At 72.9% G+C, this 12,723-nt stretch carries 7 protein-coding genes and 4 pseudogenes; 8 read left to right on the forward strand and 3 right to left on the reverse strand.

From position 1 onward, the window contains the following. Window positions 1-69: 69 nt before the first annotated feature. Window positions 70-486 (forward strand): annotated as a pseudogene (locus tag JNW89_RS13590) (PsbP-related protein); the annotation flags it as partial. A gap of 49 nt (window positions 487-535) precedes the next feature. Then, window positions 536-2,201 (forward strand): annotated as a pseudogene (locus JNW89_RS13595) (phospho-sugar mutase). A gap of 97 nt (window positions 2,202-2,298) precedes the next feature. Here JNW89_RS13595 and JNW89_RS13600 read toward each other — a convergent pair. Further along, window positions 2,299-2,976, reverse strand: coding sequence for a GPP34 family phosphoprotein (locus JNW89_RS13600; protein WP_238449217.1), 678 nt, complete (start codon window positions 2,974-2,976; stop codon window positions 2,299-2,301). Between the two features lie 74 nt (window positions 2,977-3,050). Continuing rightward, a complete protein-coding gene (upp, locus tag JNW89_RS13605; protein WP_238449218.1) occupies window positions 3,051-3,683 on the reverse strand; it encodes a uracil phosphoribosyltransferase in 633 nt (210 codons plus the stop codon). Between the two features lie 136 nt (window positions 3,684-3,819). Here upp and deoC point away from each other — a divergent pair, with 136 nt between their 5' ends. The 3 genes and pseudogenes from deoC to JNW89_RS13620 all read left to right on the forward strand — a co-directional run bounded on the left by deoC (window position 3,820) and on the right by JNW89_RS13620 (window position 7,030). Then, on the forward strand, window positions 3,820-4,779 hold the full coding sequence (gene deoC / locus JNW89_RS13610) for a deoxyribose-phosphate aldolase (RefSeq protein WP_238449219.1): 960 nt from the start codon (window positions 3,820-3,822) through the stop codon (window positions 4,777-4,779). Window positions 4,780-4,784: 5 nt separating this feature from the next. Further along, a pseudogene (locus JNW89_RS13615) lies at window positions 4,785-6,214 on the forward strand (aldehyde dehydrogenase family protein). Continuing rightward, a pseudogene (locus JNW89_RS13620) lies at window positions 6,207-7,030 on the forward strand (aldehyde dehydrogenase family protein). The pseudogenes JNW89_RS13615 and JNW89_RS13620 overlap by 8 nt, the downstream one beginning before the upstream one ends. A 101-nt stretch (window positions 7,031-7,131) precedes the next feature. Here JNW89_RS13620 and JNW89_RS13625 read toward each other — a convergent pair. Continuing rightward, on the reverse strand, window positions 7,132-10,461 hold the full coding sequence (locus JNW89_RS13625) for a fibronectin type III domain-containing protein (RefSeq protein WP_238449222.1): 3,330 nt from the start codon (window positions 10,459-10,461) through the stop codon (window positions 7,132-7,134). A 273-nt stretch (window positions 10,462-10,734) separates the two neighbouring features. On the opposite strand from JNW89_RS13625, the gene JNW89_RS13630 reads away from it, so the two are divergent. From JNW89_RS13630 to JNW89_RS13640, 3 genes are all read left to right on the forward strand, one after another. After that, on the forward strand, window positions 10,735-11,166 hold the full coding sequence (locus JNW89_RS13630; RefSeq protein ID WP_154939648.1) for a BlaI/MecI/CopY family transcriptional regulator: 432 nt from the start codon (window positions 10,735-10,737) through the stop codon (window positions 11,164-11,166). Window positions 11,167-11,177: 11 nt separating this feature from the next. Continuing rightward, window positions 11,178-12,083, forward strand: coding sequence for a M56 family metallopeptidase (locus tag JNW89_RS13635; RefSeq protein WP_238449220.1), 906 nt, complete (start codon window positions 11,178-11,180; stop codon window positions 12,081-12,083). A 266-nt stretch (window positions 12,084-12,349) separates the two neighbouring features. After that, a partial coding sequence (locus tag JNW89_RS13640; protein WP_238449221.1) for a cytochrome ubiquinol oxidase subunit I occupies window positions 12,350-12,723 on the forward strand: 374 nt, incomplete at its 3' end.

Here is a 12,723-nt window from a genome sequence, read left to right on the forward strand (position 1 = left end):
CCTCCCCCGGCTCGGGTTCGGTGGCGGTGTTATGAGCGTCAGGGCTGGCTGTTGAGCGGTGGTACGTCGGTGATAGCGAGGTCGAGGCGGGGGCGTCGGGAGCGCAAGAGCGCCGGCGACTGGGTGGACTACGTCGACCCGCAGGACAGCGGCCGGAAGGTCCGGATCCTCGCGGAGAAGTGGAGCGGCACGCCGGCCCGCTGGGCGGAGGTGGCCGAGAACGGCCTGCGCACCCGCTCCAAGTCCTGCGTGAAGCCGTACGAGCAGCTCGCGATGACCGAGCCGGAGCTGGCCGGGCAGCCGGCCGCCGAGCTGGAGTACACCTGCGGCGACGGTGAGACCAAGCGGCACGGCGTGTGGCGGGGCGTGGTCCACGACGGCAAGGTCTACTCGTTCTACCTCTCCGCCACCGACGCCAAGTTCGCCGAGAGCAAGCCGATCTTCGACGAGATGGTGAAGTCGTTCCAGCTCACGGCGGCCGGCTGAGTCGAGGCCACCGGGACGTGGTGATCCGCCGCCGTGCTATCCATAGGCAATGGCGGCGGAAACCACTGACCTTGACGACATTCGCGACCGGGCCCGGCGGTGGCTCGACGACGATCCCGACCCGACCAGCCGGGACGAGCTTCGCGCGGTGCTCGACCGGCTGCCGGCGAGCGCGCCGGAGCTGGCCGACCGGTTCGCCGGGCCGCTGACCTTCGGCACCGCCGGGTTGCGCGGCCCGCTGCGCGCCGGCCCCAACGGCATGAACCTCGCCGTGGTCACCCAGGCCGCGGCCGGGCTGGTCGGCTGGCTCGCCGCCCAGGGCGGCGAGGGTCCGCTGGTGATCGGGTACGACGCCCGGCACGGTTCGCGGGAGTTCGCCGAGCGCACCGCCCAGGTGGCCACCGGCGCGGCCGGCCGCGCTGCTGCTGCCCCGGCCGCTGCCCACCCCGGTGCTGGCGTACGCGGTGCGGCACCTCGACGCGGTCGCCGGGGTGATGGTCACCGCCAGCCACAACCCGCCGCAGGACAACGGCTACAAGGTCTACCTCGGCGCGCAGCTCGGTGGGGCGCTCGGTGCCGGGGCGCAGATCGTGCCGCCGGCCGACGCGGGGATCGAGTCGGCCATCCGGGCGGTCGGCCCGCTGGGGGAGGTGCCGCTCGGCCCGGCCGGTCAGGTGCTCGGCGACGACCTGGTCGCGTCCTACGTCCAGCGGGCCGCCGCGGTCGTCTCGCCGGACGGCCCGCGCGACCTGGCCGTGGCGTACACGCCGCTGCACGGGGTCGGCGCCGCGGTGCTGACCGCCGCCTTCGCCCGCGCCGGCTTCCCGGTGCCCGGAGTGGTGCCGGAGCAGGCCGAGCCGGACCCGGCCTTCCCGACCGTGCACTTCCCCAACCCCGAGGAGCCGGGCGCGGTGGACCGGCTGGTCGCGCTCGCCGACTCGACCGGCGCCGACATCGCGATCGCCAACGACCCGGACGCGGACCGGTGTGCGGTGGTCGTCCGCGACGGTGGGACGGGCTGGCGGATGCTGCGTGGCGACGAGGTGGGCGCCCTGCTCGCCGACCACCTGATGCGGCGCGGCGTCACCGGCCTGTACGCCACCACGATCGTCTCGTCGTCGCTGCTGCGGGCGATGTGCGCGGCGCGGGACCTGCCGTACGACGAGACGTTGACCGGGTTCAAGTGGATCGTCCGGGCCGGTGGCGGGGCGCACCCGCTGGTGTTCGGGTACGAGGAGGCGCTGGGCTACTGCGTCGCCCCGGAGCACGTCCGCGACAAGGACGGCATCACCGCCGCGCTGACCGTCGCCGAGCTGGCCGCCGGCCTCAAGGCGCAGGGCCGGACGCTGACCGACCGGCTGGACGAGCTGGCCGCCGAGTTCGGCGTGCACCACACCGACCAGCTCTCGGTCCGGGTCGACGACCTGCGGGAGATCGCCACCGCGATGGCCCGGATCCGGGCGGCCACCCCGACCACCCTGCTCGGGCAGCCGGTCGGCGAGGCGGAGGACCTGCTCCCCGCCTCCGACGTGGTGATCCTGCGGACCGACGCCGCCCGGGTGGTGATCCGCCCCTCGGGCACCGAGCCGAAGCTCAAGGCGTACCTGGAGGTGGTGGAGGCGGTCGTCGACGGCGACGTCGCCGCGGCCCGCACCCGCGCCCAGGCCGCCGTGACCGCGCTGCGCACCGAGATCGCGGCAGCCCTCGGCCTCTGACCCCCACCGGCACCGTTGATCATGAAGTTGGCGGCGGGGAGAGCGATTTCCGGCACCGCCAACTTCATGATCAACGCCGGCCAGGGGTCGGGGTGGGTCAGGGGCGCTTGCCGAGGGCCTGGTCTACGGCCCGGGCGAGGGCGGCGACGACCAGACCGACGGAGGGGCGGACGACCGAGTCGTCGAGGCTGACGTTGCCGGAGAAGCCGGCGCCGCCGGCGATCTCCTCCAGGCGGCGGCGGGCGTCGACGGCGGCGTCGCCGCTCAGGCCGAGTGCCGGCTCCATCCGCAGCACCGCGACCAGGGTGGCCAGTGCGGCGGTCCGCTCATCGGGCAACTGCCCGCCGGCGAGCGCCTCGGCCAGCCGCCGCCGGCTGTCGTCCTCCACCGAGGCGTCCGCCACCGGGTAGCGGTGCACCACGATGAAGTCCAGCTCGGTCTCCTCGACGTCCCGGACCACGCCCCGGGCGACCAGGTCACCGAGGATCCGGTCGCGCAGGCCGTGCCGCAGCCGCTGCACCCAGGAGGACGGGCTGTGCGGGGTGTCGGCCGCCATCCGGCCGAGCACTCCGTCGATGATCGGCTCGCCGACCGGCGTCGGGTCGGTCACCGTCAGGGACCCGTCGGCGTACGCGATCCGCCCGGCCAGGGCCAGCTCGACCAGGACGGCGGCGGCCATCCCCAGGTCGAGGCTGATCCGGGGCATGGTCGCCCGGCCCGTCTCGTCGTCGTACGCCAGCAGCAGCAGCTCTTCGGCGAGCGCAACACCAGTCATGGCCCGAGACGGTAGCGGTTGCGCGCTCACCCGCGCACCGACCCGCCGAGATCCGTCCCGGGACCGTGACCGGTTCAGAACCGGGGCATGCCGCCGAACTGCCGGTCGCCGGCGTCGCCGAGGCCCGGCACGATGAACATGTTGTCGTTGAGCCCCTCGTCGATCGACGCGGTGACCAGGCGCAACGGCAGGCCGGAGCGTTCCAGCCGCTCGATGCCGACCGGTGCGGCGAGCACGCAGAGCACGGTGATGTCGGTGCAGCCCCGGTCGGCCAGCAGCCGGCAGGAGTGCTCCAGCGAACCACCGGTGGCCAGCATCGGGTCGAGCACCAGCACGGGCTTGCCGGCCAGTTCCCGGGGCAGCGACTCCATGTACGCGCGCGGCTCGTACGTCTCCTCGTCGCGGGCCAGGCCGACGAAGCCCATCGAGGACTCCGGCAGCAGGCCGAGCGCGGCGTCGGCCATGCCCAGACCGGCCCGCAGCACCGGCACCAGCAGCGGCGGGTTGGCCAGCCGGGTGCCCTCGGTGCCGGTGACCGGGGTCTGCACCGGGTACTTCTCGACCGGGAAGGTGCGCGCGGCCTCGTACACCAGCATGGTGGTGAGTTCGTGCAGCGCGGCCCGGAACGACGACGAGTCGGTGCGGGCGTCCCGCATGGCGGTCAGCCGGGACTGGGCGAGCGGGTGGTCAATGACGTGTACGTCCACGATCGCTCAACCTACCGGTCCGCCCGCGCCCGCAGTGCGGGTGCGGGGTGACCAGCGACCCCGCTCACGTGTGGCGGCGCCGGCAGAGCCGGCGTGACCATGATCACTGCGCCGCAGGATGCGTAGTATTCGGGGCATGACGGCGACAGCGACGTCGGCCCGGTCGGACCTCTCCGAGCTGGGACGATCCGAGACCGCTCTGCGGACCTTCCTGCACGGCCTGCCCGGCGTGGACCAGGTCGGCGCGGAGCAGCGGGCGGCACAGCTCGGCACCCGCTCCATCAAGACCACCGCCAAGGCCCAGGCAATCGACCTGGCCATCCGGATGGTCGACCTGACCACCCTGGAAGGCGCGGACACCCCGGGCAAGGTGCGGGCGCTCGCGGCCAAGGCGCTGCGCCCCGACCCGGCCGACCCGACCTGCCCGCACGTCGGCGCGGTCTGCGTCTACCCGGCGATGGTCCCGTACGTGGCCGAGGTGCTGCGCGGCAGCGGCGTGCACCTGGCCAGCGTGGCGACGGCCTTCCCCTCGGGTCAGGCGCCGCTGGAGATCAAGCTGGCCGACACCCGGGCGGCCGTCGAGGCCGGCGCCGACGAGATCGACATGGTGATCAACCGGGGCGCGTTCCTGGCCGGGCGCTACAAGGAGGTCTACGACGAGATCGTGGCCACCAAGGAAGCCTGCGGGGACGCCCACCTCAAGGTCATCCTGGAGACTGGCGAGCTGGCCACCTACGACAACGTGCGGCGGGCCTCCTGGCTGGCCATGCTGGCCGGCGGCGACTTCATCAAGACCTCCACCGGCAAGGTTCCGGTCGCGGCCACCCTCCCGGTGACGCTGGTGATGCTGGAGGCGGTCCGCGACTTCCGCGCCGCCACCGGGCGGCAGGTCGGCGTGAAGCCGGCGGGCGGCATCAAGACCACCAAGGACGCCATCAAGTACCTGGTCATGGTCAACGAGACCGTCGGCGCGGACTGGCTGGACCCGGACTGGTTCCGCTTCGGCGCCTCCAGCCTGCTGAACGACCTGCTCATGCAGCGCACCAAGCTGACGACCGGCGTCTACTCCGGTCCCGACTACTTCACCCTGGACTGAGAGTGATGTTCGAATACGCTCCCGCCCCCGAGTCCCGCTCGGTGGTGGACCTGAAAGCCTCCTACGGGCTCTTCGTCGACGGCGAGTTCGTCGACCCGACCGACGGCGGCACCTTCAAGTCGATCAACCCGGCCTCCGAGGAGGTCCTCGCCGAGGTCGCCGAGGCCGGCGCGCAGGACGTGGACCGCGCGGTCCGCGCCGCCCGGGCCGCGTACGAGAAGGTCTGGGGCCCGATGCCGGGCCGGGACCGGGCCAAGTACCTGTACCGGATCGCCCGGATCATCCAGGAGCGCTCCCGCGAGCTGGCCGTGCTGGAGTCGCTGGACAACGGCAAGCCGATCAAGGAGTCCCGCGACGTCGACCTGCCCCTGGTCGCCGCGCACTTCTTCTACTACGCCGGCTGGGCCGACAAGCTCCCGTACGCCGGCTTCGGGTCGGACCCGAAGCCGGTCGGCGTCGCCGCGCAGGTCATCCCGTGGAACTTCCCGCTGCTGATGCTGGCCTGGAAGATCGCCCCGGCGTTGGCCGCCGGCAACACGGTGGTGCTCAAGCCGGCCGAGACCACCCCGCTGACCGCGCTGCTCTTCGCCGAGATCTGCCAGCAGGCCGAGCTGCCGGCCGGCGTGGTCAACATCGTCACCGGCGCCGGCGAGACCGGCCGGGCGCTGGTCGAGCACCCCGGCGTGGACAAGGTCGCCTTCACCGGCTCGACCGAGGTCGGCCGGGCGATCGCCCGCTCGGTCGCCGGCACCCGCAAGAAGCTCACCCTGGAGCTGGGCGGCAAGGCCGCCAACATCGTCTTCGACGACGCCCCGGTCGACCAGGCGGTCGAGGGGATCGTCAACGGCATCTTCTTCAACCAGGGGCACGTCTGCTGCGCCGGTTCCCGGCTGCTCGTGCAGGAGAACGTCGCCGACCGGGTGCTCGAGTCGCTGAAGCGCCGGATGGCCCAGCTGCGCGTCGGCGACCCGCTGGACAAGAACACCGACATCGGCGCGATCAACTCCGCCGCCCAGCTGGAGCGGATCCGCGAGCTCTCCGACGCCGGGGCGGCCGAGGGCGCCGAGCGCTGGTCGCCGCCGTGCGAGCTGCCCGAGCGGGGCTTCTGGTTCGCGCCGACCATCTTCACCGGGGTCACCCAGGCGCACCGGATCGCCCGCGAGGAGATCTTCGGGCCGGTGCTGTCCGTGCTGACCTTCCGCACCCCGGCCGAGGCGTCGAGAAGGCCAACAACACGCCGTACGGGCTGTCGGCCGGAATCTGGACCGACAAGGGCTCCCGGATCCTTTGGATGGCCGACCGGCTCCGCGCCGGCGTGGTCTGGGCCAACACGTTCAACAAGTTCGACCCCACCTCGCCGTTCGGCGGCTACAAGGAGTCGGGCTACGGTCGCGAGGGCGGCCGGCACGGGCTGGAGGGCTACCTCAATGTCTGAGCGGGTCGCGGTACGCAAGACGTACAAGCTCTTCATCGGCGGGAAGTTCCCACGCAGCGAGTCGGGGCGGTCGTATCTCGTGCAGGACGCGAACGTGTCATTGGCGTCTCGGAAGGACGCCCGGGACGCGGTGCTCGCCGCCCGCGCCGCCGTGAAGGGATGGGCCGGGGCGACCGCGTACAACCGGGGTCAGATCCTCTACCGGGTCGCCGAGATGCTGGAGGGCCGACGCGAGCAGTTCGTCGCGCTGGGCGTGCCGGGCAACGAGGTGGACGCGGCGGTCGACCGCTGGGTCTGGTACGCCGGCTGGTCCGACAAGCTCCCCCAGGTGTACGGCGGGGCCAACCCGGTCGCCGGCCCGTACTTCAACCTGTCCGCGCCCGAGCCGACCGGCGTGGTCGCCGTGGTGGCCCCCGAGTCGCCGGCGCTGCTCGGCCTGGTCAGCGTGATCGCCCCGGCGATCGTCACCGGCAACACGGTGGTCGTGGCGACCTCGCCGACGCAGCCCCTCGCGGCGGTGACCCTGGCCGAGGTGCTGGCCACGTCCGACCTGCCGGGCGGGGTGGTCAACCTGCTCACCGGGAAGATCACCGAGACGGTGCCGACGCTGGCCGCGCACATGGACGTCAACGCCCTCGACCTGAGCGGCGTGACCGACGCCGAACTGGCGGCGGAGCTGGAGGTCAAGGCGGCGCAGAACCTCAAGCGGGTGCTGCGTCCCGCCCCGGCGGGCCACGACTGGACCGCGACCCGGGCATCACCCGGATGACCACGCTGCTGGAGACCAAGACGGTCTGGCACCCCAAGGGGGTGTGATCGGTCAGCGGCCCACCGCCAATGCGATGATCTTGTGGTCGAACGCGATGGGCGAGGGTGTCGCGCTGGAGGCCGCGCCGACCCGGTAGATCGTGCGAGGTTCACCCGCCTGGCACCCGAGGTAGAAGACGGACTCGCTGTCCCGGGCCCAGGCGACCGGGTAGCCCGTGCAGTAGTTGGCCGGCGTCAGGCTCCACAGCCTGGCGCGCCGGCGAGTATCCGTAGAGCCGGCCGGAGTGGGTGCCGAAGGCGATCGTCGAGCCGTCGGGTGACCACGCGGCGGGGCTGAAGCCGTCGCTGCTGGACCCGGTATAGAGGGTCTTCTTCCCGCTGCCGTTGGTCGCGCTCGTGTACAGGGTCGGCGGCTGCGTCGCGGTGGTCACCGCCCACCGGTCGTTGGACGGGTTCCAGGACGGCGGCCCGTCCCACCTCCGGGTGGAGACGCGGGTCGGCGTCCCGCCCCCGGCGGGCACGACGTAGGTGCCGTCCGTGGGACAGGTGAACCAGCCGAAGCTGCTGCTGCGACTGAAGCTGATGGTCGCGCCGTTCGGAGACCACACCGGGTAGTCATCGAAAGTGTCCACCGACGTGCAGTTGGGGTCCTGGAAGGTGAGCTGCCGGTCCTGACCGGTGGCCACGTTACGGACGAAGAGGGTCATCCCCCGGCTCGCCTTGCGCTGGTAGACCACCTCGGTGCCGGCCGGGTTGACCGCCAGCCAGCTCGGCCCTCCGGTGAAGCTGCCGCCGATCTGTCGCTTCCCACCGCCCCGGTCGTCGGTCTGCACCAGCCGCAACGAGGTGAAACAGTCGGTGCTCAGGCACTCCACGGCGTAGAGGTGCTGCGGCCACGCGGCGTGGGCGAGCACCTTGCGGTAGCGCAGGATCGACGGGTTGCTCTTGTCGAAGTTGAGCGAGGGCAGGGCGATCCCGGCTCCCGCGTCCAGGCCACCGGTCAGCGTCCACCACGGCTCGGCCGCCGGGTTGGCCGAGAGCTCCACGAGGATGCCGGCCGTCAGGTACGGGCCGGCCAACCCGTACAGGAACAGTTCGAGCCGGGGCCCGACGCTCGCCGTCACCGACGCTCCGCCGGAGAGGGTGGGCGGCGTGTAGCTGAAGCTGCTGCTCGTCTGGGCGATCGGGCGGAGACCGGCGTCGGACCAGGACAGCCCCAGGGTGCCGGAGGCGTGCTGGGAGGCACCCGTGGTGACCTGCGCGCTGACCGTGCCGTTGGCGGAGAGGTAGAACTGCAGCTGCGGGGTGACCACCACGGGCACCGGCCCGATGTTGAAGGTGATCGGGGTGAACCGGATCGGGGTGGGCAGCAGTGCCACCGGGCCGAGCTTGCAGCCGCTGGCCGCCTGTGCGGTGGCGGTCAGCGAGGCGTCCTGGGTGAGGGTGCCGGTGAAGGTCGCCGACTTCACGGAGAACCAGCCCCACTCGACCGAGAGGTCGACGGACGGGCTGACGCTGACGTTTCCGACCACGGTGATCGAGCCACCGCCCGAGCAGCTCACCGCCTTGTTGATCGCCTGCCCCACCGCACTGACCGACTCGCCTCCGGTGAGGCGGCGCTGGATCCGGTCCGGCGTCAGTGCCGCCTGACCCGGCGCGACCGCGGCACCGGCGGGTACGACGTCCTCGGCGGAGAGCGGCGCCGACACCGAGAAGTGGCCGGCACCGAAGGCCTCCTGGAGGGTCGCCGGCTCGGTGGTGAGGACCGGTTTGCCCTGCTCGTCGGTGCCCGTGTCGGTGACCTTCACCAGCAGTCCGTCCGGCGTGGCGGGGGCCACGCCGGCCGTGAGCACCTCGCCGACCTCCGGCACGGTCGCCGCCGGCGCCAGGACGACCTCGCGGGTCCCCCCGGGAGCGCCGGTCACGGCCTCGACGTCGCCGGGCTCGGCCTGCTGGGTGCTGCTGGGCGCCGCGCTGTCGCCGAGGAAGTAGCCGACCACGTCGACCAGGACGTGCGTGTCGCCGGCGCGGTTGTAGACGAGCATCCGGCCGTCGGTACCGAGCGGGGCCACCGAGAGGTTGGGCACCGTCCTGCCCGCCGTGAAGTTGAGGTCGGACGCGCCGGGCCGGGCGGTGAGCGACGGGTAGACGGTCAGGAAGCCGGCGCTGGTCGGCCCGACGGCCGTGACGTTGGCGATGATCCCGGTCGGCGGGACCGGTGCGGTCGCGGGTGGCAGGCCCGCCTGTCCGGCCGCCGCGACCGACAGGGACGCGCCGGAGGCGACCGGCGCCTTGGGGGCGCCCAGCCCGACGCGCGTGTCGACGATCCGGGTGGGTGGCACGCTGGCCAGGTAGCCGCCGCCGGCGGAGGGGTCCGAGCCGTCGCTGAACCATCCGGTCACGTCGATGACGAGCGGAGTCGAGCCGGCCCGGTTGTAGAAGCTCACCTTGCCGTCGCTGCCGACGGGCACGATCACCCGGTTCGCGACGACCTGCCCGGCCGCGAAGTTGACCGTCGACGCCGTCGGTTGTGGCCGCCCCGCCGGAAAGGCCGTCACGAAGCCGGCAGCGGTCGACCCGGCCACGGTGGTGTTGAGCACCACCGCCGACACACCGGCGGCCGGCACCCCACCGGCGCCGGTCACCTGGAGATCGAACCGGCCGCCCGGCCCGGGCGTGGCGCCCCCGAGGCCGACCCGGGTGTCGGCGAGCCGGGCGGGGCTGAGGCCGTGGAACAGGCCGGCGGCGGGTGACGCGGAAACGGCGGTGGAGAACCAGCCGGCGGCGTCGGCCACCAGGTGGGTCGTGACGGACGAGTACAGCACGACGGTGCCGCTCTGTCCCACCGGCACCACGACCAGGTTCGAGACCGTCTGCCCCTTGAGGAAGTTGACGTTGGACGCCGTCGGCCGGGCCGTCCCGCCCGGGTACACGCTGACGAAGCCGTTGCCGGCCGGCCCGGTGACGGTGACGTTCAACGCCACGGCCGCGACGTTCGTGGTGGGAATGCCGCCCCGGCCCGTCACGGTGAGGGTCACCTGCCGGGTGGCTCCCGTGGGCGCGCCCACCCCGGACCGGGTGTCGAGCAGCCGGGCCGGCGGGACGGCGGTGAGCGAGCCACCCGGGGCGGTGACGGTGACGGCGCGTTCGGCCGGGGTGGCGGGCGACACGTCGGTGCCGGCCAGGGCCGCGACCTGCGCGACGTATGCCGTGTTCGGACGGATCCCGGCCAGTACCGCCTGGTCCGCGCCGGCCGGGACGTCCAGGGACAGGCCGGCGGGAATGGTGCTGACGCGGTATCCGGTGACACCCGTGGTGTCCGGTGGGGGCGTCCAGCTCACCCGGATGGCGAGGCCGTCGACCTCGGCGGCCACCCCGGTGGGGGCGGCGGGTTCGGCCGCGGCCGCCGGCGTCGCGCCGAGCGGTACCAGCAGCGCCAGGGCCGACACCACGGCCAGGCAGCGAACGCGAACCCTCATGGTCGCCTCCTTCACAGATTAGAGGTCGTCTATCAGGCGAAAGTGGTGTCGGAAAGGTGGTGGTCCGGCACAGGACAGCCCCACCGCCCAGGTCGGGCTGAACGGCCACGGCCGGCATCGATCAACCGTCGCCGGCACCGCGCTCATCGGCCGCCCCCGGCTCGCCTGACCGTCCCCCGCGCGCCCGGTGGGTCACGGACGAGTCGGCGCGGTCACGACCGGTGGGCACCCCGGGCCCGGCCGATGACCTACTACGCGGGGTAGGATTGCGGGGTGACTCGGCTGGGTGATCTCGAACGTGCGGTGATGGACGTGCTGTGGGACTCGGTCCCCGCCACGTCGGACGGAGTGACCGTGCGCGAGGTCGCCGACGCTCTCGACGGCCGTGAGCTGGCGTACACCACGGTGATGACCGTGCTGGACCGGCTCGCCGGCAAGGGCATGGTGCAGCGCGAGCGGGAGGGGCGGGCCTGGCGGTACCGGGCCGCGGCCAGCCGCGAGGCGCACATCGCCCAGCTCATGCTCGACGCGCTGGACCTCGGCGGCAGCCGGGATGCGGCGCTGGTCCGCTTCGCGCGCTCGGTCACCGGTACGGAGGCGGACGTGCTCCGCGCGGCGTTGGGCGCCGAGGCCGGGCTGACCGACCGGGTCGAGGACCCGCGGGCCGGCCGGGCCAGGCTGGCCGACGAGGCCACGGACAGGTAGGGGCGGCAGCCGTGGCCTTCGCCGTGCACTTCGCCGTGTCGATGCTGGCCTGCTACCTGACAGCGCAGGTCCTCGCCGGGTCCACCTGGACGTGGCGCGCCCCCCGGGTCGCGATCGTCTGCTGGCAGGCGGTCGGGCTGGCGCTCGGCCTCTCCGCGATGGGCCTGCCGATGGCGCTCGGTCTGGCCCCGTACGACCGGCCGACCGGCAGCGCCCTGCTCGCCCTGGCCACCGACCTGAGCCACGGCACGCTCCCGGCCGACCTGGGCGCCGTGCACCTCGGGCTGGTCGGCGTCGGCTTCGGCATCGGCGCCGTCCTGCTCACCACCACCGTCCGCAGCATCCACGCCAGCGTCCGCGCGCAGCGCCGCCACCGGGACCTGCTGACCCTGGTCGCCCGGCGGGATCCCACCGTGCCCGGGGCGCTGGTGCTGGACCACCCGAGCGCGGCGGCGTACTGCCTGCCCGGGGTGAAGCCCCGCGTGGTGGTCAGCGCCGGCACGTTGAGCCTGCTCGACCGGGCCGAGCTGGCCGCGGTGCTCACCCACGAGCGGACGCACGCGCAGGAGCGGCACGACCTGGTGCTGCTGCCGTTCACGGCGCTCTGCCGCGCGCTGCCCTGGTTCCGCTGGGTACGCGACGCGCACGAGCGGGTCGCCCTGCTGGTCGAGATGCGGGCCGACGACAAGGCCCGCGAACTGCACGCCGAGGCGCCGCTGGCGGGCGCGCTGCGCCGCTTCGCGGCCTGCGGGGACCGGATCACCCCGGCCGGGGCGCTGGGCATGGGCGACCGCGACCTGGACGCCCGGGTGCAGCGGCTGATGGTCGCCGACCGCCCGCCCCGCCTGATCGGAGCCGCCGCGCTGGCGGTGGCGACCACCCTGGTCGCGCTGCCGATCTCCCTCTTCCTCAGCTGACCCGGGCCGCCCTCCCCGGCTGAGCCGGACGTCCGCCCGCCGGCCGAGCCGGATCTCCGCGAGCAGAGCGGGTGAAGGGTGCCCTTGGCCCTCCGGCACTGGCCCCCCGACCGCGATGGCAATCCAGCCACACCTTCGAGGCCAGCTCGGCACCACATCTACTACAGAGTGTCGTAACATCCTCTACGACGACTCGTAGTAGATATGCGTAGCCAATCTACGTGTAGGATCGCTACGACAAGCGAGCCAACCCCTGGAGAGCGGTCATGGACACCCTGCTCCTCGCGCGCCTGCAGTTCGCCACCACCACCTCGATCCACTTCCTCTTCGTGGTGGTCACCCTCGGGCTGGTCACCCTGCTGGTGGGTCTGCAGACGGCCTGGTTCCTCACCGGCAACCCGGCCTGGGAGCGCCTGACCCGCTTCTGGGGCCAGCTCTACGTGATCAACTACGTGCTCGGCATCGCCACCGGCATCGTGATGGAGTTCCAGTTCGGGCTGAACTGGAGCGGCCTGTCGCGCTACGTCGGCAACGTCTTCGGGGCGCCGCTGGCGATCGAGACGCTGCTGGCGTTCTTCCTGGAGTCCACGTTCCTCGGCATGTGGATCTTCGGTTGGCACCGGCTGCGCCGCGGGGTCCA

The sequence above is a fragment of the Micromonospora sp. 4G55 genome (assembly GCF_016803375.1).

What these genes read in the sequence shown, in the direction of transcription:
- JNW89_RS13600 (WP_238449217.1), bottom strand. Translation starts at nt 2,976, where the DNA reads ATGACTGGTGTTGCGCTCGCCGAAGAGCTGCTGCTGCTGGCGTACGAC.
- deoC (WP_238449219.1), top strand. Translation starts at nt 3,820, where the DNA reads ATGACGGCGACAGCGACGTCGGCCCGGTCGGACCTCTCCGAGCTGGGA.
- JNW89_RS13625 (WP_238449222.1), bottom strand. Translation starts at nt 10,461, where the DNA reads ATGAGGGTTCGCGTTCGCTGCCTGGCCGTGGTGTCGGCCCTGGCGCTG.